The organism is Streptomyces sp. NPDC097617 (assembly GCF_044761485.1).
GTDB lineage: Bacteria > Actinomycetota > Actinomycetes > Streptomycetales > Streptomycetaceae > Streptomyces.
In genome coordinates this window covers 21,898-42,106 of record NZ_JBIWCL010000037.1, presented here as the reverse complement: position 1 = coordinate 42,106, position 20,209 = coordinate 21,898, and the positions used below count along the sequence as shown (strand labels likewise).

Below are 20,209 nucleotides of genomic sequence, written 5' to 3'. Positions count from 1 at the left end.
CGTCTTGCCGGGCGGGCAGGCATCACACTGTCCGTGGTGCTGGTCGCAACTCTTCTACCCGCCCAGGCCTGGGCGGCACCACCGGGCGACCGCAGCGGTGCCAACCTGCCGGGCCTTCAGCAGAATCCCGAGGCGAAGCTCGACACGGACGAGGCCGCGAAGCTCAAGGACTGGGCGGGCAAGCCGGCTCAACCGCCCGCCGAGTACGAGGCTTCTCGGAAGACCGCACCGGTCGCCGACTCCGGCCAGGTTTCGCTCTCGCCCACGAGCCCCGAACTCGTCCAGGTCGGCGCGCTCCCCGTCAGCATCGGTAAGCTCGGCGGCACCGGCACTGCCCCGACCGGAACCTGGTCGGCGGCCATCCAAGGGCGTACGCAAACCGAAGCGGCGAACATCGACGGCGCCCTCATCAAGATCACACCGCCCGGCGACGCCTCGACTCCCGTCGATGTCCAGCTGGACTACACGAAGTTCAGGGATCTCTACGGCGCCGAGTGGGCATCGCGCCTGCAGCTGCGGCAGTTGCCCGAGTGCTTCCTGACGACGCCGAACCTGCCCGCGTGCTCCGTCTTCAAGGACGTCCCGAGCACGAACGACCCGGTCAAGCAAAAGGTCGTCGCCACCATCGACCCGACTACCGCACCCGTTCAGGGGATGCGCACCATGACGGGTGGCGCAGCCGGCGCGGTGGTTCTGGCCGCATCCGACAGTGCGGCAGGCGCGGGTGGCACGTACAAGGCCACATCACTGTCCTCTTCGGGTTCCTGGAGTGCCGGCAGCAGCAGCGGCGGATTCTCATGGACCTACCCGCTGACAGTTCCTCCCGCCGCGGCGGGTCCCACGCCCGCCATCGCGTTCTCGTACTCGTCCCAGGCCGTGGACGGCAAGACGTCCGCGACCAACGGGCAGGCATCGTGGCTGGGCGACGGATGGGACTACCACCCGGGCTTCATCGAGCGCCGCTACCGTTCCTGCGCGGACGACCGTGAGGCGAAGCCGAGCAAGCCGAACAACGACAACGACACGGACAAGAAGAAGGGCGACCTCTGCTGGGTCGCCAACGGCGACAACATCGTTCTCTCCCTCGCCGGCTCGACGACCGAATTGGTCCACGACGCCGCCAGCGGGCAATGGATTCCCGCGTCCGACGACGGTTCCAAGGTCGAACGCAAGACGGGCGGCGCCAACGGCGCGAAGGACGGCGAATACTGGATCGTCACCACCCGTGACGGCACGCGCTACCATTTCGGCCGCCACGCCGTAGGTACCCACGGCGACGGCTCATCACCGCAGACGGTCACCGACTCCGTCTTCACCGTCCCGGTCTTCGGCAACCACCCGGGCGAACCCTGCTACAAGCCGGAGTACGCCAACTCCTCCTGCACCCAGGCGTGGCGCTGGAACCTCGACTACGTCGAGGACGTTCACGGCAATGCCATGGTCATCGACTGGGTGAAGGAAGAAAACCGCTACGCCAAGAACGAGAACTTCACGGAGAAGGACCGAAACAAGGTCGGATACACCCGCGGTGGCTATCCGACCCGTGTCCTCTACGGACTCCGCGCGGACAATCTCGCGGGAGCGCCGGCCGGCCGCGTCGACTTCACCGTGAAGGAACGGTGTTTCGAGGACCGCGACACCAAGTGCGAGAACGCTCAGTTCGACTCCAAGAACGCCGACGACAAGCGCGGGTGGTGGGACACCCCCACCACCCTGTACTGCAAGATGGAGGCGGAGAACTGCTACGTCTCCACTCCGACCTTCTGGTCGCGTAAGCGTCTGGCCGCCGTCACGACCTACGCGCAGCGAACCGAGGGGTCCACTGCGCTCTCCAAGGTCGACCAGTGGGCACTGAACCAGTCCCTGCCGCACCAGCGGACCGACACGCATCCGCCCTTGTGGCTCGAGTCCATCACCCGGACCGGATACGGACCCAAGGACGGCGCCAATGGTGTCGCCCTGCCGGCGGTCTCCTTCCTGGCCAACACCGTCGACATGCCCAACCGGGTGGCCAAGTCGGCCACTGAAGCGACGCCCGATTTCGACCGTCTCCGTGTGGAGACGATCCGTACCGAGACCGGCGGCGAGATCTACGTCGACTACTCCGATCCGTGCCCGGTCGGTACCGGCGGGCTGACGGAGAAGGGGAACACGACCCGATGCTTCCCGGTCCGCTGGTCCCCCGATCCGGACCTGGAGCCCGAGAAGACACCGATCGAGTGGTTCAACAAGTACGTCGTGGACAAGGTGGTCGAGAAGGACCGCGTTGCCCGGCAGCCCGACGTCACGACCGCCTACCGTTACGACGGTGGCGCCGCCTGGGCCCTCGAGGACGACGAGTTCACCAAGCCGGCCCTCCGTACGTACAGCCAGTGGCGGGGGTACGCCGAGGTGGTCACCACGCGCGGTGAAACCGCGCGTGCGGGCACGTCCACCGCGACCGAGCAGTCGCAGAAGCGCACCCGCTATTTCCGTGGCCTGTCCACCGACACGGCCAAGGTCGTGGTCAAGGACTCCACCGGAGCGGAGGAGCTCGGGGAGGACCTGCCCCAGTACCAGGGCCAGACCGCCGAGGTGATCAACTACACGAAGGCGGGCGGCAGCGTCGACAACCGTCAGCTGACCAAGCCGGCGAAGTTCGACCCGAGCGCCACGCGCACCAAGACCGATGGTTCCAAGCTGTACGCGTACCGTGGCGGTGTCGACCGCACGGACTCGATCCAGTCCGTCAGCGGTGGCAAGTCCCGTATGGTGCGAGTCTCCAACACCTATGAGGGCGCGGCAGGATACGGCCTGCTCAAGACGGCGCAGACCGATGTCCTGGAGGACAAGGGCACCGGCTGGTCCATCGTCAAGCAGTCGTGCAGCAAGCCCACATACGTCCACAACCCCGCGAGCAACCTGATCGGCCTGCCCGCGGAGAACCGCGAGACCACCGGCGACTGCGCCGGAGGCGGCACCGAACCCGGCACCCTGCTCAGCAAGACGCGTACCTCCTACGACGCGGTGAACGCCTTCGGCGCGGCGCCCACGAAGGGCCTCCCGTACCAGGTCGACACCGGTGACGCGGCGGGCACCGGCTGGATCACCTCCGCGCGCACCGAGTACGACGCGCTCGGCCGTGCCATCAAGAGCTACGACGCCGCAAACAGCCCTTCGAGCACCGCCTACGCTCCGGCGACCGGCCCGGCATTCGTCGTCACCACGACCAATGCGCTCGGGCACCAGGTGACGACCAAGCTGGATCCCGCTCGTGGCAGCGTGCTGGAGGCGAAGGACGCCAACGGCCGCAAGGTCACCACGGAGTACGACCAGCTCGGCCGCACCACCCAGGTCTGGACGCCTTCGCAGAAGCCGGCCACCGACAAGGCCGCGTACGCGTTCGAGTACCAGATAGCCGAGCACAAGGCCCCCGTTGTCATCTCCCGCACGCTGAAGGACAACGGCACCTACAACACGTCGATCGCGATCTACGACGGTCTGCTGCGCCCCCGTCAGTCCCAGGCGGAGGCAGCGGGCGGCGGCCGTGTGATCACCGACACCCTGCACAGTGCGAACGGGACCGCCAGCCAGGTCAACAACGGCTACCACGCCGAGGGTGCCCTGAGCACGACGCTCTTCGTCCCGCAGTCGGTGACCGAGGTGCCCAACTCGACCCAGACCGCGTACGACGGCCTCGGCCGCGCGGTGCGGATCACCACTCTGGAGAAGGGCGAAGCCCGGCAGTCCGCCACCAGCCAGTACGAGGGCGACTGGACCCTCACCCGTAGCGCCATGTCACCCACTGGGGCGACCCCGCTGGCGGGCAGCCGAGCCGTCAAGACCACGACCGACGCGCTGGGCCGTACCTCTCAGATCGAGCACTACACCGCCACCGACCTCACCACGTCGAGCAAGACCAGTTACACCTACGACGTGCGGGGCAAGCTCGCCAAGGTCACCGACCCCGCCAGCAACACCTGGAGCTACACCTACGACGCCCGCGGCCGCCTGACCGCATCGGACGACCCTGACGCGGGTACGTCGAAGTTCACCTACGACAACCTCGACCGGCAGGTCTCGACGACCAACGTCTACGACGTCACCCAGTTCACGACGTACGACGCCCTCGGCCGTAAGACCGCGCTGCGCGACGACACCGAGACAGCCGACCCCGTCGCCACGTGGACCTACGACACCCTCCCGGGTGGCAAGGGCCAGCCCGTCGCCTCCACGCGCAAGTGGGGTGCCGGCTCGTACAAGACGGAGGTGACCGGCTACGACAGCGAGTACCGGCCCACCGGATCCAGGATCACCGTCCCGGACCTGCCCAGCACGAAGGGCCTGGCCGGTAGCTACGCGTACACCACCACGTACACCCCCACGGGCAAGGTCCAGTCGACGACCCTCCCCGCGACCATCGGCGGTCTCGCCGCCGAGAAGCTGATCACCCGCTACAACGCCGACGGCATGGTGCAGACCATGTCGGGCCTGTCCTGGTACACCGCCGAAACCGTCTACAGCCCTTTCGGCGAAGTGCTGCGCACCGCTTCCGGCAACGCACCCCAGCGCGTGTGGACCACGAACACCTACGACCCCCACACCGGACGGATCACCACAGCATCCGGCCACCGCGAGACGCGCGACCCCGATTCCGAGTCCAACCTCCTCTCCTCCCTCACGTACAAGTACGACGCTGTCGGCAATCCCGTCTCGATCACGGACACCTACCCCGGTGCCACCAAGCAGTCCCCTGCTCGCGTCGACCGCCAGTGCTACACCTACGACGCGATGGGCCAACTCGTCCGCGCCTGGACGGGCAAGACAGAGGGCTGTCCCACCAGCCCCACAGGTCCTGCCCTGGCCGAGATCGCTTCCGGTACGCCGGGTGACGCCTACCGCCAGGACTACGCGTTCGACGCGATCGGAAACCGCACCAAGCTCACCGACTTCGACCCGGCCAACGGCGCACTCAACGACGAGACGACCTACACCTACGGCGTGGACGTCTCCGGCGGCGGCCAGCCGCCCGTCAAGAAGCAGCCTCATGCCCTGACCAAGGTCAACAAGACCACCAGGACGCCCGGCTCCACGGTCGACTCCCTGTCCACCTACACCTACAGCGCGGCGGGCAGCACCAAGACCCGCACCATCGACGGCGACACCCAGACCCTGAACTGGGACCGCCGCAGCAAGCTCCTCTCGGCCACCAGTCCCGGCATCGGTTCGGTCGCGGTCACCGGACTGTCAGGCAAGTGCCTCGATGTCCAGGACGGCAACACCGCTGACGGCACCCCCGTTCAGTTGCTGTCCTGCAACGAGACCAAGCCGCAGCAGTGGCGCATTACCGGCGACACCGTCCAGGCCCTCGGCAAGTGCCTCACCTCCGAGAACGGCAAGGCCGTCCTGAAGGCATGCGCGCCGGGCGCGCCCAGCCAGAAGTTCACCTACCGGGAGACGGACAAGGCCCTCGTCACCGGCACCAACCAGTGCCTCACCGTCCCCAACAACAATGACGCCGAGGGCAACGACCTGCACACCTCCACGTGTGCGAGCCCTGCCCCCACTCCGGCTCAGCAGTGGAGCTTCGGCAACCTCACCAATTACCTCTACGACGCCGCAGGGAACCGTGTAGTCCAGGAAACGGGCACCGCCCGCACCCTCTACCTCGGCGAAACCGAGATCACGGTCAACAAGGCCGGACAGGCCATCGACGCCGTCCGCTACTACAGCAGCCCCGGTGCCCCGACCACGGTCCGCCGGACCAACGGCAAGGCCACTGGCCATACCCTGTCGCAGCTGCTGACCGACCACCACAACACCGCGACCATCAGCGTCGAGCAGAAGGCCGGCCAGCCGGTCACCCGTCGAAAGTCGGACCCGTACGGCAACCCGCGGGGGAGCCAGCCCACAGGTTGGCCCGGTGAGCGAACCTTCCTCGGCGTCGGCACGGACGACAACAGCACGGGTCTTACCCACATCGGCGCCCGCGAATACGAACCGATGACGGGCCGCTTCATCACGGTCGACCCGATCATCGACATCACCGATCCGCTCCAGATGAACGGGTACACGTACTCCAACGGCAACCCCATCACCAACTCGGACCCCAGCGGCCTGAAGCTCTTCGAAGGCGACAACGACGGCGGTTTTGACAGCGGTGGGTGCGGCGGTTGCAATACGGCCGCCAAGAATTACACGCCGGGCCCGAATCTCAGCTACTACCTTGACGGCCCGATCACGCTCAAGCTCGGCGTAACCACGGTGGTCTTCAAGGATGTGCCAACATTCCAGGCGTCCACGAAGGCCTATTACAAGCACGCCCCGAATCAGGGTCGCTACAGCTACAACATCTACGCCGACTGCCTCAACATGGGGGACGGGGCTGGCTGTAACACTCCTCACCCCGGTTCCATGCTTGCCTACGGGGCTACGGACTTTCTGTGCGACCGCGAGGGGGTGTCATGCGAAAACCAGACCAACCTCGGTCATGTTGCGGCCGAACTTGCGATGACGAACCTTGCGTTCGAAGGAAGGCTGCTCAAGTTCTTCGGAGGGGGGAAGGGAGGCGCTCCGAAAGCCGGTCCCCCATGCCGCAACAGCTTCATCGCCGGCACGGAAGTCCTCCTTGCCGACGGATCCAGCAAGCCGATCGAAGAGTTGACGGCGGGCGACGAGGTCATCGCCACCGATCCGGAGACCGGTGAGACCGCGAAGAAGACAGTCGCGGCGACCATATACACAGAGGACGACAAAACCTACGTCGACCTCGGGATCAAGACACCCGAAGGCATCAAAACCATCACCGCGACGGGTCACCACCCCTTCTGGTCGGAATCCGACCAGGCGTGGAAGGACGCGGCGGACCTCAAGCCGGGCGCTGCCCTCCGCACCGACGAGGGCACCTTCGCAGAGTTGTCCACGGTCCGCGTCTACGAAGCGTTCGACAAGACCTACAACCTCACCGTTGCTGACCTGCACACGTACTATGTGCTGGCGGGGCAGACTCCAGTTCTCGTCCATAACGCAGGCGGAGCGGATTTTGATCTCAGCAAGATGGAACGTCCTGGGTACAGAAACTATGTACTGCTGGACAAGAACGATACGATCTACTACGCGGGAATGTTCGGCCCCGACGAAACTGAGGCGTCCGTCAAGCGACGTCACGGGAAAAACAATAATAGATTCAACCCCGCGAACGGTGACCGCTTGATACCTTATCCGGGGACCAGGACTTACGGTCAATCTCGCCTGCTGGAGCAGCGGATGACAGACGAATTTGGCACCTTCATTGGGAAGGATGGAGCCAATTACCGCGGAAACCGCCAGCAGCCTATGGATGCGGTGGAAAAGGCTCCGGGTTACCTCGCATACGAGAATTTCAAGAATGGCGGCTGCCGGTGAATAGTCAAGAGAGATTCAGTGCCGATCTGAAAGCACTCCTGCTTGAGCTCTGTGAGCAAATGGGTGGTTCTCCGACGCTCAGTGAATTTCTTGAGATCCTGGAATGGTCTTCGGATGACATCTATTCAGGACCTTTGAAGTTTGAGGCTGTTCTAGCAGATCGAATCGTCACTTCTGAATCGAATCAGACCCGCGTGCCCGAATTGAGTGATTCGATCTTTTCGGACGTGGCGTCGGCTCTTTCTGTCCTGGTCAATGGTTCCGGGAGTCACGTCACCCCTCAGGAGCTCGCCAGCATTCTCTTGATCTTTGTTAACGATCAAGAGGGAAATCTGCTGGACGTAACGAGGGGGGATGTTGCGTCCCTCTCGGTAATGCTGGCAGGGAGTGTTGTGGAGGTGGCAGTGGGGGATGTCCTAGGAATTCCTGCAGCGGATGGCAGCTGGTACGCGGCGGTTGTAGTGGCGCGCAATAGATTCGGTCTGGCGCTTGGGCTATTTCGGACAAGGTTTGAAATGTGTCCGTCGATGCACTCCGAGGGTCTTGCTCCCCATGGATTTCCGATCTACACCGACGATGCTATGGTGTCAAATGGCTCATGGGAGGTAATAGGGCATGGCGATGCTCGGGTTGCCCAATTCCCGCCTGAGCCGGAAATCTATCATTCCCCAGGCTTTTGGCCAGGCGTTGATGCTGGGGAATTTGGTGCCGCAGAGAGCCCGTCAGGAGGCATCAGATTGATCGGGAGTGAGGAAGCGTGCGCTGTAGGTCTTGCGGACGGCACCTATCAGCATTCATACATGAGTGAGTTCCTGGGTCAGTCATTGGGTGCTTTGATGGACCGCTGAGCGAGTGGGATGATGAAAGGCAGTCGCGCACGGAATTCCACGCTTGCGGAATGCTTCCGAGTCGTAGATTGCTTGTTCGGCAGCACGGCCTGATGTCCCGCCAAATATGCAGGTGGGGCATCAGGCTTTGTTTGATAGCAACATGACCAGCCGCCTGACAGTGGGAGTACCCCCGGTCGGTGAATTGGGGAATGCCAGGCGTATTCATTGATTCTCTGGCTGCCTTGGGAAGAGTGAGGGGCAGTGTAAAAAAATTTGAGTGAGCGCTATAGTCTTTGTGAATACATCAATTTGAGTACCGGTGGGCCGATCTTGCGTTAGTTCGCCTTGTGGATTCCCGTGCGCCGGGCGAGTGCACCCGGTTGGAGTAGGTCGCGACGATGTGCCGGCGCGCTTTCGTTCACTGTCAGGGGCTGGAAGCGTCTGAGCCGGGGCGTGCCTACGAAACATGCGTCTGGTTCATTGCAACGGGGCCGAGGGGTGTGCGTGGCGTCGCGATGAGATTCCGTGGGTCCGGGAGTCTGCATTCGTGCAGGGACGGACCTAGCGAGGAGCGCGGAGACATGGGGAAGCTGACGCTGACCACCTTTGTGACGCTGGACGGCGTGATGCAGGCGCCCGGGGGGCCTGAGGAGGATCGGAGTGGGGGGTTCGAGTACGGGGGGTGGGTCGCGCCGTTCGCCGATGAGGGGATGGGGGAGTTCATCACCGAGGTGTTCGGGCGGGCCGAGGCGTTTCTGCTCGGGCGGCGGACGTACGAGATCTTCGCCGCGTACTGGCCCGAGCACGACGACCCCGCCGACCCCGTCGCGGGCAAGCTGAACCGGCTGCACAAGTACGTGGCCTCCACCACCCTCAAGGATCCGGCGTGGGGGCCGGCCACCGTGCTCGACGGGGAGCACCTGCCGAGCGAGATCGTGCGGGCGAAGGACGCGATGGAGGGGGAGTTGCAGGTGCACGGCAGCGGTGTGCTCGCGCAGTGGCTGCTGGCCCGCGACCTCGTCGACGAGCTGAACCTGCTGGTCTTCTCCGTGGTCCTCGGCACGGGGCAGCGGCTGTTCCCGACCGGCGGGCTGCCGACCGCCTATGCGTTGACGAGCTCCCGTACGACGTCGGCCGGGACGGCGCTTCAGACCTACCGGCCCACGGGCCGGGCCGCCTTCGGCACGGTCGGCTGACCGGCCGGACGGCCGACCGCTGTACCCCGCCTCGCCGGCGGGTCGCCTCCCCTCGCCCGCCGGGTGCCGATCGCCGCTGCGGCGGGCAGTCGGCCCGGCTCTGCGGGCGTGGACGCCGCCGTGCCGGATGCCGCGCCCTGCCGGGCCGCGCCGCCTGGCGCTCCGGCACCACTGTTGCCTCCGCATGGCGGCGGGGCGCGGGTCCGCAAGTAGTGCCGTTGCCGTCAGGCCCGGCCCGGCCCGGCCCGCGCCCGGTGTACGTCCCGTACACCGGGCTCCTCCGGCACGAGCCCCAAGAGGGGGCCTACCGCCGGTCCAGCGCCAGTTGGACCACGCGGCCCTCGCGGAGGACCAGGAGGTCCGGGGCCTCGTGTTCGTAGAAGCGGAGCCGGCCGACCGGGCCCGGTGGGCGGATGTGGGGGGCCAGGAGCAGCAGGAGGTCCTCCACCTCCGGGAGCTGTTCCTCGTGGACCTCCTGGCGGGAGGTCAGGGCCCAGCCGCCGCGGTCCGTCGGGGCGAACTCGCCCACGAGTATTCCGCCGACGCGCCATGCCGGGCCGCGGCCCGCGAGGAGGCCGTCCGGCGAGGCGAGCTGGCGCCGGACCTCCGCGAGCACGGCGTCCGGTGTGCCGTCGAGCAGGTCGAAGGCCAGGTCCAGGGCGTAGAGATCAGCCATGCCGCCGATGCTACGGGCTCGCCGCCCACGGCCCGGAAAGGAGTCGCTCCGCATGATCGGCTCCGGTACGGTGTGCCCGCACCCGTGCGAGCCGCCGAAGTCTCCACCTCCCCGTGACGTCGGAGACCTCCGTTGACCGTGATCTCGCCCGCCCTCGAAGCTCCCCGCCGGGCCTGGCTCGCCGATCTGCCCGTGCTGGCCGTCGCCGTCGTCTGGGGCGGCAGCTACCTCGCCGCCAAGGGCATCACCACCACCCACACCGTCGTCGCCGTGCTCGTGCTGCGGTTCGCGCTCGTGCTGCCGGTCCTGGTCGTCGCCGGGTGGGCGCGGCTGCGCGCGCTGAGCCCCGCCCAGCTGCGCGGCGCCGGGCTGCTGGGCCTCGTACTCGGCGGGATCTTCCTCCTGGAGACCTACGGGGTCGTCCACACCTCCGCCACCAACGCCGGGCTGATCATCAGTCTCACCATGATCTTCACCCCGCTCGCCGAGGCCGCCGTCAGGAAGCAGGCGCCCTCCGCCGGGTTCCTCGGCGCCGCCGCCGTGTCCGTCGCGGGTGTCGTGCTGCTGACGCAGGGCGCCGGTTTCACCGCGCCCGGCCTCGGCGACCTGCTCATTCTCGGCGCCGCTCTCGCCCGGACCCTGCACGTGCTGCTCATGGCCCGCATCAAGGCCGTCCAGGACGCCGACTCGCTGTCCCTGACCACCGTGCAGCTCGGCGCCGCCGTGCTCGTCTTCGGCCTGCTGGCCGCCGCGCCCGGCACCGGCGACAGCCCCTGGGCCGCCGCCGCCGACTTCGGGCCCGCCGAGTGGGCCGGGCTCGCCTTCCTCTCCGTCTTCTGCACCCTCTTCGCCTTCTTCGTACAGATGTGGGCCGTACGGCGCACCTCGCCCTCCCGGGTCAGCCTGCTGCTCGGCACCGAGCCCCTGTGGGCCGCCGTCGCCGGCATCGCCATCGGCGGGGAAGAGCTCGGACTCCTCGGGTACGCGGGAGCCCTCCTGGTGCTCCTCGGCACCGCGTGGGGGCGGCGTGCCGTCACCGCCGCCTGAGGGTGGCCGGAAAGCGCCGCAGCCACGGGTGATCGCCCGCCGTACTGTGGCCCGATGCCCTTCCCGACGTCCCTCCCGACGCCCTTACGGAGCCGGAGCCGGAGCCGGCAGGTCCGGGAGCTCCTCCAGCCGCACCCGGCGCCGCTCCCTGCGCGAGAGTTCGCACGCCTCCGCGATCCGGAACGCCGCCAGCGCCTCGCGGCCGTCGCACGGGTTGGGCCCCTCGCCCCGCACCAGCTGGATGAAGGCCGCCAGCTCGGCCTCGTAGGCCGGGGCGAAACGTTCCAGGAAGCCCGTCCACGGCTTGCTCGCCGGGGGCGGGCCGTGCGGTTCGGTGGAGGCGATCGGCGTCCGGTCGTCCAGCCCGACCGAGACCTGGTCCCGCTCGCCGGCCAGCTCCATCCGTACGTCGTACCCGGCGCCGTTGCACCGCGTGCCGCTGGCCGTGACCAGGGTCCCGTCGTCCAGCGTCAGGACGGCCGCGGCCGTGTCGATGTCGCCCGTCTCCCGGAACAGGGCCGGCCCCGCGTCCGACCCGGCCGCGTACACCTCGACCACCTCGTGGCCGGTCACCCAGCGGACCATGTCGAAGTCGTGCACCAGGCAGTCCCGGTACAGCCCGCCGGAAGTCGCCAGGTACGCGGCGGCCGGCGGCGCCGGATCGGCCGTCATCGTCCGGACGGTGTGCAGCCGCCCCAGGGCACCCGAACGGACCAGCCCGCGCGCCGTGCCGTAGCCCGCGTCGAAGCGGCGCATGAAGCCCACCTGGAGCAGTCCGCCCGAGGCCGCGACCTCCCGCAGCGCCGCCAGGGTCCGGTTCAGTTCCGGGGCCAGCGGCTTCTCGCAGAACACCGGGAGCCCGCCGCGGACGGCCCGTACGACGAGGTCCGCGTGCGCCTCGGTCGCGGACGCGATCACGACGGCGTCCACGCCCCAGGTGAAGACCTGCTCCACGGAGGGCGCGGCGGTGGCCCCGAGCCGGTCGGCGAGGCGCGCCGCCCGCGCGGGATCGGCGTCCGCCAGCAGGAGCGAGCCGGCTTCCGGGTGGCGAGCCAGTACCGCCGCGTGGAAGGACCCGATCCGGCCCGTTCCGATGAGCCCGATGCGCATGCACTCAACCTGACCCCGTACGGGGGACCTGTCAATCTGCCCGCGCATGTCAACCTGCGCAGGAGTGCCCCGATGACCCTTCATGGTCGACTGTGGCGGATACTGAGCGGCTGGACCGGAATGGAGCCGGAATGACCGGATTGATGACCGGACTGATGACCGGACTGATCCCCGGACCGGACGACCGGCTCGACGACGGACCGAATTGGTGACGAGGGAAGGGCACGGCGACGTGGCTAGGGTTCGGACAGGGGTACGCGTCGTGGGCGCCGTGCTCGCGGCGGTACTGGGGGCCTCGCTCGCGGGCTGCAGCAGTACGGGTGGCAAGCGGGCCGAGGAGCGCGCGAAGGCCGAGCAGGCGGGCCGGCCGGCCGTCTCCACCCCGCGCTGGACCTTCGCGATGGTCACGCACGCGGGCGACGGCGACACCTTCTGGGACATCGTCCAGAAGGGCGCCAAGGAGGCCGCGGCGAAGGACAACATCAACTTCGTCTACGCCCACGACGACCAGGCACAGCAGCAGGCGCAGTTCGTGCAGAACGCCATCGACCAGAAGGTCGACGGGATCGTGGTCAGCCTGGCCAAGCCCGAGGCCCTCAAGGACGTGCTCGCCAAGGCCGTCAAGGCCGGTATCCCGGTGATCACGGTCAATTCCGGTTCCGCCCAGTCCGCCGAGTACGGGGCGCTGACCCACATCGGCCAGGACGAGGAGATCGCCGGCGAGGCCGTCGGCGCCGAGCTGAACAAGCGCGGCAGGAAGCGGGCCGTCTGCGTCCTGCACGAGCAGGGCAACGTGGGCCACGAGCAGCGCTGCGCCGGGGCGAAGAAGACCTTCTCCGGCACCATGGAGAACCTCTACGTCGAGGGCACGAACATGCCCTCCGTCCAGGCGTCGATCCAGGCGCAGCTCCAGGCGGATCCCTCCATCGACGCGATCCTCACCCTCGGCGCGCCCTTCGCGCCCACCGCCGTCAAGGCGAAGGACGCGGCGGGCAGCAAGGCCGAGGTGGACACCTTCGACCTCAACGCATCGGTGGCCCGCGACCTGAAGACCGGCGCCCTCGGCTTCGCCGTCGACCAGCAGCCCTACCTCCAGGGCTACGAGGCCATCGACCTGCTCTGGCTCTACCGCTACAACGCGAACGTGCTCGGCGGCGGCCGCCCGGTGCTCACCGGCCCGCAGATCGTCACCGCCGACGAGGCCGCCGAGCTGGAGGAGTACATCAAGCGGGGCAGCCGATGAGCGCGGCCGGTCCCGCGGACGGGCTCGACGAACGCCTCGCCCCCACCTCCGCCCTGCGCAAGCTGCTCGGCCGCCCGGAGCTGGGCTCGGTGGTCGGCGCCGTCGCCGTCTTCGTCTTCTTCTCCCTCGCCGCTCCCAGCTTCCTGCAGGCCTCCAGCCTCAGCACGATCCTGTACTCGGCCTCCACCATCGGGATCATGGCCGCCCCGGTGGCCCTGCTGATGATCGGCGGCGAGTTCGACCTCTCCGCGGGTGTCATGGTCACGACCTCGGCGCTGGTGAGCTCGATGTTCAGCTACCAGATGACCGCGAACGTCTGGGTCGGCGTCGGCGTGTCCCTGCTGATCACCCTGGCCATCGGCTTCTTCAACGGGTTCATGCTGACCCGCACCAAGCTGCCCAGCTTCATCATCACGCTCGGCACCTTTCTGATGCTGACCGGCCTGAACCTCGGCTTCACCAAGTTGATCACCGGCACGGTCTCCACCAAGACCATCGCGGACATGGAGGGCTTCTCCTCCGCCCGCGCCCTGTTCGCCTCGCAGTGGAACATCGGCTCGGTCACCCTCAAGGTCACCATCCTGTGGTGGTTCGCGATCGTCGCCGTCGCCACCTGGGTCCTGCTGCGCACCCGCGCCGGGAACTGGATCTTCGCGGTGGGCGGCGGGGCCGACGCGGCCCGCGCCACCGGCGTGCCCGTGGTGAAGACCCGTATCGGGCTCTACATGGGCGTCGCCCTGTGCGCCTGGGTCTCCGGACAGCACATCCTCTTCTCGTTCGACGTGGTCCAGTCGGGCGAGGGCGTGGGCAACGAGTTCCTCTACATCATCGCGGCCGTCATCGGCGGCTGTCTGATGACCGGCGGCTACGGCTCCGCCATCGGCTCGGCGGTCGGCGCCTTCATCTTCGGCATGACCAGCAACGGCATCGTGTACGCCCAGTGGAATCCGGACTGGTTCAAGTTCTTCCTCGGCGCGATGCTCCTGCTGGCCACGCTGCTCAACGCATGGGTCCGCAAGCGGGCGGAGGCGACCAAGTGACCACGACCGACAAGTCCACGACCACCCCCGGGCCCGGGGCGGCACCCGCCCTGGTGAAGCTGAGCGACGTCAGCAAGTTCTACGGGAACATCCGCGCCCTCCAGGGGGTCTCCCTGGAGGTCTCCGCGGGCGAGATCACCTGTGTCCTCGGCGACAACGGCGCCGGCAAGTCCACCCTCATCAAGATTATCGCGGGGCTGCACCGGCACGACGCCGGCACCTTCGAGATCGAGGGGGAGGAGACCGTGCTCGCCAACCCGCGCGCGGCCCTCGATCACGGCATCGCCACCGTCTACCAGGACCTCGCCGTCGTCCCGCTCATGCCCGTCTGGCGGAACTTCTTCCTCGGCTCCGAGCCCACCCGCGGCCGCGGCCCCTTCCGTCGCCTCGACGTGGACCTCATGCGCGAGACCACCCGCGCCGAGCTGCTGCGCATGGGCATCGACCTGCGCGACGTGGACCAGCCCATCGGCACCCTGTCCGGCGGTGAACGCCAGTGCGTGGCCATCGCGCGCGCCGTGTACTTCGGGGCGAAGGTCCTCGTACTCGACGAGCCCACCGCGGCCCTCGGGGTCAAGCAGTCCGGAGTGGTCCTCAAGTACGTCGCGGCCGCCCGTGACGCGGGCCTCGGCGTGGTCCTGATCACTCACAACCCGCACCACGCGTACCTGGTGGGGGACCGTTTCGTCCTCCTCAAGCGCGGCACCATGGCGGGCAGCCACACCCGGGACTCGATCACGCTCGACGAGCTCACCCGGCAGATGGCGGGCGGCTCGGAGCTCGACGAGCTGAGCCACGAACTGGAGCGAGTGGCAGAATCAGGGGCAGGCACCCCACAGACCACGGCCGCCACGGACGGCGCAGCCGGTCGGAGCGACCCGGCCGGCGCGTCCGACCCGGCCACCCGACCCACCGCACCCAAGAGGGACGACACGACTCGATGAGCACGTACCGGGACCTCACGCTCACCCATCGGGGGTCGGCGCGGAGCACCGTCCTGCGGACCATCGGGAGCCGGGAGCGCCGCTCGCACCTGACGGCCCCGAGGGTCCCGACGGTCGGCATCGACATCGGCGGCACCAAGGTGATGGCCGGGGTCGTCGACGCCGACGGGATCATCCTGGAGAAGATCCGCACCGAGACCCCGGACAAGTCCAAGAGCCCCAAGGTCGTCGAGGACACCATCGTCGAGCTGGTGCTGGACCTCTCCGACCGGCACGACGTGCACGCCGTCGGCATCGGCGCGGCCGGCTGGGTCGACGCCGACCGCTCCCGCGTGCTGTTCGCACCCCACCTGGCCTGGCGCGACGAGCCCCTGCGCGACGCGCTCCAGTCCCGGCTCGCGGTCCCGGTCATGGTCGACAACGATGCCAACACCGCCGCCTGGGCCGAGTGGCGCTTCGGCGCCGGTCGCGGCGAGGACCACCTCGTCATGATCACGCTCGGCACCGGCATCGGCGGCGCCATCCTCGAAGGCGGCCAGGTCAAGCGCGGCCGGTACGGGGTCGCGGGCGAATTCGGCCATATGCAGGTCGTCCCCGGCGGCCACCGCTGCCCCTGCGGCAACCGCGGCTGCTGGGAGCAGTACAGCTCCGGCAACGCCCTGGTCCGCGAGGCCCGCGAGCTGGCCGCCGCCGACTCGCCGGTCGCGTACAACATCATCGCCAAGGTCGGCGGCAACGTCCACGAGATCACCGGGCCGCTCATCACCGAGCTGGCCCGCGAGGGCGACGCCATGTGCGTCGAACTCCTCCAGGACATCGGCCAGTGGCTGGGCGTCGGCATCGCCAACCTCGCCGCGGCCCTCGACCCCTCCTGTTTCGTCATCGGCGGCGGGGTCAGCGCCGCCGACGACCTGCTGATCGGCCCCGCCCGCGAGGCCTTCCGCCGCCACCTCACCGGTCGCGGCTACCGCCCCGAGGCCCGTATCGCCAAGGCCCAGCTCGGGCCCGAGGCGGGCATGGTCGGCGCCGCCGACCTCGCCCGGCTCGTCGCCCGCCGCTTCCGCCGCGCCACCCGCCGACGGGTCGAGCGCTACGAGCGGTACGAGCGCTACGCGCAGCAGCTGGGCCGGCGCGACCCCGTCGGCCCCGAGGACCAGGACAAACAGTGAATCCGCCCACCCTGCCCCACCAGGCCTCCGCGCCCGACGCGGAAGGCCCGCCGCCCACCGCCGAGGACCGCCGGCACGTCGTCAAACGCCGCTGGATCACCGCGATCATCATCCTGCTGCTGGTCGGCGTCCCCGCGGGCTACCTGGCCGTCTCCACGCAGCAGAGCCGCGAGAGCGGCCGCGACAAGGCCGCCCGGGTCGGCGCGTCCAAGGTGCGCCCAGGCTGGCCCTCCAAGGTGCAGCGCAGCATCTACGAGGTGCCGATCCCGCCGAAGGCCTGGCGGGTCGGGTTCCTGGAGACGAACAACTGGCGCACGAGCCGGCTGTTCACCCAGTTCGCGGTGACCCCGGAGGACCTGGACGCCTTCCTCACCGCCGTCGGCACCAGCCGGGCCGCCCTGAACGCGGGCGAGGTGGCGATCTCCCCGCACGACTCCGAGGTCGCGGGCTGGAGCTGGAGCCCGAAGTCCCTCTGGTACGGAACCAGCCTCGAACAGGCGGACCCGCGCCCCGGCCGGGACATCACGGTGGACCTCACGAACCCCGAGAAGCCCCGGGTCTACGTGGTCTCCACCACCACCCCGTGACGGCCCCCGTCCCGGTCCCGCAGGAAACGCCCTAGCCTGGGATCATGAAGCTCACCAAGCGGCTGCATTCCTGCGTCCAGTTGGAGAAGGACGGGCGCACGCTCGTCATCGACCCGGGCGCCTTCAGCGAACCGGACGCGGGCCTGGGGGCGGACGCCCTGCTGGTCACGCACGAACACCCCGATCACTTCGAGGAGGGCCGGCTGCGGGCCGCCCTCGACGCCGATCCGGCGGTCCGGCTGTGGACCCTGCGCAGCGTCGCCGAGAAGCTCGCCCCCGCCTATCCGGGCCGGGTGCACACGGTCGGCCACGGCGACACCTTCACCGCGGCCGGGTTCGAGGTCCAGGTGCACGGGGAACTGCACGCGGTGATCCACCCGGACATCCCGCGCGTCACGAACATCGGCTTCCTCGTGGAGGGTTCCCTCTTCCACCCCGGGGACGCGCTGACCGTTCCCGGAGTCCCCGTCGAAACGCTGATGGTCCCGGTGCACGCCCCCTGGAACAAGGTCTCCGAGGTGATCGACTACCTGCGCGAGGTCAAGCCCCGCCGGGCCCTCGACATCCACGACGCCTACCTCTGCGACCTCGCCCGGCCGATCTACGACAACGCCCTGGGCGCCCTCGGGGGCACCGACCACGGGCGACTCACCGCGGGGGACTCCGCCGAACTGTGACTGTCGGTGCCGGGCGGTAGGTTGGCACGTATGCGTATCGCCACCTACAACGTCAACTCCATCACCGCCCGGCTGCCGCGGCTGCTGGCCTGGCTGGAGAGCTCCGGCACGGACGTCCTGTGCATCCAGGAGACCAAGTGCTCGGCGGAGCAGTTCCCGCACGACGCGCTGCGCGAGCTGGGCTACGAAGCGGCGGTCAATGCCACCGGCCGCTGGAACGGCGTGGCCCTGCTCTCCAAGGTCGGCCTGGAGGACGTGGCCCTCGGCCTGCCCGGCGGCCCGGACTACGAAGGCGTCCAGGAGCCCCGCGCGATCTCCGCGACCTGCGGCGGCGTGCGGATCTGGTCGGTGTACGTGCCCAACGGGCGCGAGGTCGAGCACGACCACTACGGCTACAAACTGGACTGGTTCCGCGCCCTGACCACGGCCGTCGCCGCCGACGCGGCCGGCGAGCGCCCCTTCGCGGTCCTCGGCGACTTCAACGTGGCCCCGACCGACGAGGACGTCTACGACCCGGCCGTCTTCGAGGGCCTCACCCACGTCACCCCCGCCGAGCGGGCCGCCCTGGAGGCGCTGCGGGCCGCCGGGCTCTCCGACGTGTTCCCGCGCGCGCTGAAGTACGACCGTCCGTACACCTTCTGGGACTACCGGATGCTCGCCTTCCCCAAGAACAAGGGCATGCGCATCGACCTGGTCTACGGGAACGAGGCCTTCACCAAGGCCGTCACCGACTCCTACGTCGACCGCGAGGAGCGCAAGGGCAAGGGCGCCTCCGACCACGCGCCCGTCGTCGTGGACCTGGATCTCGGGTAGCCATCCGTGCCGAAGGATCCAGGCGCGCCCTGTGGCCAGCGGCGGATCCTGGTGCCACGCTGGGCGGTATGAACATCCCTTTCCTGGACAACTGGCTGAACAGACGCGAAACGGAACAGGGTGCGGGACTCGGCGCCGCCCTCGCGGACGACCCCGAGGGTGTCGCAGAGTTGTTCTCCGAGTGCGAGATGCTGCGCGTCCAGGCACGGGCGGCCGGGCTCGAACTCGACGAGACCCAGGTCTCGTTGGAGGCCCTGGACCAGCTGATGCCCCGCTGGCGCCGGGACCCCGAGGCGGTGCCCTGGCTCGGTAACGACGCCGGCTTCTACCTCGGGACGGTGATCATCCGGACCATTCCGGGGGCCGCCTGGCGGGTGTGGCCCAACGGCCAGCCGGTGATCGGGCTTGCCTCGGGCCGGGAGCTGAACGTGATCGAGTCGGGGGTGTCCTGGGCGATGACCGGATCCCCCGAGCTCAGCCAGGCCTACGCGGAGGCATCCGAGGGCTGAGACCCGGACTCCCGGCGTGTCGGAGCCCGCATCGCACGCGAAGTGCCCTTCCGGCGCTGGATAGTTTGCGCTGACCGCGGTCGCACCGGGAACGACGCCGACGCCGATGCCGACGCCGAGATCTGGACCCGGACCGACACCGAGACCGACAAGTGGGCAGGGCAGCGCATGGCCGTCGAACCGTTGATCGAGCTGCGGGACGTCAACAAGCACTTCGGAGCACTGCACGTACTGCGGGACATCAACCTCACCGTCGGCCGCGGGGAGGTGGTGGTGGTCATCGGCCCCTCCGGCTCCGGCAAGTCCACCCTGTGCCGCGCGATCAACCGGCTGGAGACCATCGAATCGGGCACGATCCTGCTCGACGGGGAGCCGCTGCCCTCCGAGGGCAAGGAGCTGGCCCGGCTGCGCGCCGAGGTGGGCATGGTCTTCCAGTCCTTCAACCTCTTCGCGCACAAGACCGTCCTCGCCAACGTCTCGCTCGCGCAGGTCAAGGTCCGGGGGCGGCGGAGGGGCGAGGCGGAGCAGCGTTCCATGGAACTCCTGGAGCGCGTCGGCCTCGCCGACCAGGCCCCGAAGTTCCCGGCCCAGCTCTCCGGCGGCCAGCAGCAGCGCGTGGCCATCGCCCGCGCCCTCGCCATGAGCCCCAGGGCCCTGCTCTTCGACGAGCCCACCTCCGCCCTCGACCCGGAGATGATCAATGAGGTGCTGGAGGTCATGCAGCAGCTCGCCCGCGAGGGCATGACCATGGTCGTGGTCACCCACGAGATGGGCTTCGCCCGCTCCGCCGCGAACCGTGTGGTCTTCATGGCCGACGGGCAGATCATCGAGGACCGCACCCCGGAGCAGTTCTTCACCGACCCGGAGAGCGACCGGGCCAAGGACTTCCTCTCCAAGATCCTCAAGCACTGACCGTCCCCGGAAGCCGCTGCCGGGCCGGGGAAGGGGAGACACCCTCCGTCGGCTTCGAGTGGCGCCCCGCCCG

15 protein-coding genes are annotated in these 20,209 nt (G+C 68.5%); 13 read left to right on the top strand and 2 right to left on the bottom strand.

Annotated elements, in window-relative coordinates; all coding sequences use genetic code 11:
- The first annotated feature begins 36 nt into the window (after positions 1–36).
- The 3 genes from ACIQZO_RS37400 (at position 37) to ACIQZO_RS37390 (ending at position 9,409) form a co-directional block, all read left to right on the top strand.
- Entirely contained in the window at positions 37–7,383 is a 7,347-nt protein-coding gene (locus ACIQZO_RS37400; protein WP_403635438.1) for a polymorphic toxin-type HINT domain-containing protein, read from the top strand.
- Positions 7,380–8,231 carry a hypothetical protein gene (locus ACIQZO_RS37395; RefSeq protein WP_403635437.1) on the top strand — a complete coding sequence of 284 codons (852 nt, stop codon included), beginning with the start codon at positions 7,380–7,382 and terminating at the stop codon, positions 8,229–8,231. The genes ACIQZO_RS37400 and ACIQZO_RS37395 overlap by 4 nt, the downstream gene beginning before the upstream one ends.
- Before the next feature lie 563 nt (positions 8,232–8,794).
- On the top strand, positions 8,795–9,409 hold the full coding sequence (locus ACIQZO_RS37390; RefSeq protein ID WP_403635435.1) for a dihydrofolate reductase family protein: 615 nt from the start codon (positions 8,795–8,797) through the stop codon (positions 9,407–9,409).
- A gap of 304 nt (positions 9,410–9,713) precedes the next feature.
- Here ACIQZO_RS37390 and ACIQZO_RS37385 read toward each other — a convergent pair whose 3' ends face one another.
- Entirely contained in the window at positions 9,714–10,085 is a 372-nt protein-coding gene (locus ACIQZO_RS37385) for a hypothetical protein (RefSeq protein WP_403635433.1), read from the bottom strand.
- A 132-nt stretch (positions 10,086–10,217) separates the two neighbouring features.
- Here ACIQZO_RS37385 and ACIQZO_RS37380 point away from each other — a divergent pair, with 132 nt between their 5' ends.
- The gene (locus tag ACIQZO_RS37380; protein ID WP_403635431.1) at positions 10,218–11,132 is read left to right on the top strand and encodes a DMT family transporter; all 915 of its coding nucleotides are present in this window, start codon (positions 10,218–10,220) and stop codon (positions 11,130–11,132) included.
- A gap of 84 nt (positions 11,133–11,216) precedes the next feature.
- Here ACIQZO_RS37380 and ACIQZO_RS37375 read toward each other — a convergent pair whose 3' ends face one another.
- Positions 11,217–12,242: a Gfo/Idh/MocA family oxidoreductase gene (locus ACIQZO_RS37375; RefSeq protein ID WP_403635430.1), complete on the bottom strand. Its 1,026-nt coding sequence runs from the start codon at positions 12,240–12,242 to the stop codon at positions 11,217–11,219.
- A 262-nt stretch (positions 12,243–12,504) separates the two neighbouring features.
- Here ACIQZO_RS37375 and ACIQZO_RS37370 point away from each other — a divergent pair, with 262 nt between their 5' ends.
- The 9 genes from ACIQZO_RS37370 to ACIQZO_RS37330 all read left to right on the top strand — a co-directional run bounded on the left by ACIQZO_RS37370 (position 12,505) and on the right by ACIQZO_RS37330 (position 20,136).
- Positions 12,505–13,485, top strand: coding sequence for a sugar ABC transporter substrate-binding protein (locus ACIQZO_RS37370; RefSeq protein WP_403635428.1), 981 nt, complete (start codon positions 12,505–12,507; stop codon positions 13,483–13,485).
- Entirely contained in the window at positions 13,482–14,525 is a 1,044-nt protein-coding gene (locus ACIQZO_RS37365; RefSeq protein WP_403635426.1) for an ABC transporter permease, read from the top strand. Before ACIQZO_RS37370 ends, ACIQZO_RS37365 begins: the two co-directional genes overlap by 4 nt.
- On the top strand, positions 14,492–15,469 hold the full coding sequence (locus ACIQZO_RS37360; RefSeq protein ID WP_403635425.1) for an ATP-binding cassette domain-containing protein: 978 nt from the start codon (positions 14,492–14,494) through the stop codon (positions 15,467–15,469). Before ACIQZO_RS37365 ends, ACIQZO_RS37360 begins: the two co-directional genes overlap by 34 nt.
- Positions 15,466–16,638 carry an ROK family glucokinase gene (locus tag ACIQZO_RS37355; RefSeq protein ID WP_403635424.1) on the top strand — a complete coding sequence of 391 codons (1,173 nt, stop codon included), beginning with the start codon at positions 15,466–15,468 and terminating at the stop codon, positions 16,636–16,638. The genes ACIQZO_RS37360 and ACIQZO_RS37355 overlap by 4 nt, the downstream gene beginning before the upstream one ends.
- A complete protein-coding gene (locus tag ACIQZO_RS37350; RefSeq protein ID WP_403635422.1) occupies positions 16,635–17,225 on the top strand; it encodes a hypothetical protein in 591 nt (196 codons plus the stop codon). The genes ACIQZO_RS37355 and ACIQZO_RS37350 overlap by 4 nt, the downstream gene beginning before the upstream one ends.
- Before the next feature lie 44 nt (positions 17,226–17,269).
- Positions 17,270–17,902: an MBL fold metallo-hydrolase gene (locus ACIQZO_RS37345; protein ID WP_403635421.1), complete on the top strand. Its 633-nt coding sequence runs from the start codon at positions 17,270–17,272 to the stop codon at positions 17,900–17,902.
- 30 nt (positions 17,903–17,932) lie between these two features.
- Positions 17,933–18,715, top strand: a complete 783-nt coding sequence (locus ACIQZO_RS37340; RefSeq protein ID WP_403635420.1) for an exodeoxyribonuclease III — start codon at positions 17,933–17,935, stop codon at positions 18,713–18,715.
- A 68-nt stretch (positions 18,716–18,783) separates the two neighbouring features.
- On the top strand, positions 18,784–19,224 hold the full coding sequence (locus tag ACIQZO_RS37335; RefSeq protein WP_403635419.1) for a DUF6278 family protein: 441 nt from the start codon (positions 18,784–18,786) through the stop codon (positions 19,222–19,224).
- Positions 19,225–19,392: 168 nt separating this feature from the next.
- Positions 19,393–20,136: an amino acid ABC transporter ATP-binding protein gene (locus ACIQZO_RS37330; protein WP_403635466.1), complete on the top strand. Its 744-nt coding sequence runs from the start codon at positions 19,393–19,395 to the stop codon at positions 20,134–20,136.
- Positions 20,137–20,209: the final 73 nt, after the last annotated feature.

What these genes read in the sequence shown, in the direction of transcription:
- ACIQZO_RS37390 (WP_403635435.1), top strand. Translation starts at nt 8,795, where the DNA reads ATGGGGAAGCTGACGCTGACCACCTTTGTGACGCTGGACGGCGTGATG.
- ACIQZO_RS37385 (WP_403635433.1), bottom strand. Translation starts at nt 10,085, where the DNA reads ATGGCTGATCTCTACGCCCTGGACCTGGCCTTCGACCTGCTCGACGGC.
- ACIQZO_RS37375 (WP_403635430.1), bottom strand. Translation starts at nt 12,242, where the DNA reads ATGCGCATCGGGCTCATCGGAACGGGCCGGATCGGGTCCTTCCACGCG.
- ACIQZO_RS37365 (WP_403635426.1), top strand. Translation starts at nt 13,482, where the DNA reads ATGAGCGCGGCCGGTCCCGCGGACGGGCTCGACGAACGCCTCGCCCCC.
- ACIQZO_RS37360 (WP_403635425.1), top strand. Translation starts at nt 14,492, where the DNA reads ATGGGTCCGCAAGCGGGCGGAGGCGACCAAGTGACCACGACCGACAAG.
- ACIQZO_RS37355 (WP_403635424.1), top strand. Translation starts at nt 15,466, where the DNA reads ATGAGCACGTACCGGGACCTCACGCTCACCCATCGGGGGTCGGCGCGG.
- ACIQZO_RS37345 (WP_403635421.1), top strand. Translation starts at nt 17,270, where the DNA reads ATGAAGCTCACCAAGCGGCTGCATTCCTGCGTCCAGTTGGAGAAGGAC.
- ACIQZO_RS37340 (WP_403635420.1), top strand. Translation starts at nt 17,933, where the DNA reads ATGCGTATCGCCACCTACAACGTCAACTCCATCACCGCCCGGCTGCCG.
- ACIQZO_RS37335 (WP_403635419.1), top strand. Translation starts at nt 18,784, where the DNA reads ATGAACATCCCTTTCCTGGACAACTGGCTGAACAGACGCGAAACGGAA.
- ACIQZO_RS37330 (WP_403635466.1), top strand. Translation starts at nt 19,393, where the DNA reads ATGGCCGTCGAACCGTTGATCGAGCTGCGGGACGTCAACAAGCACTTC.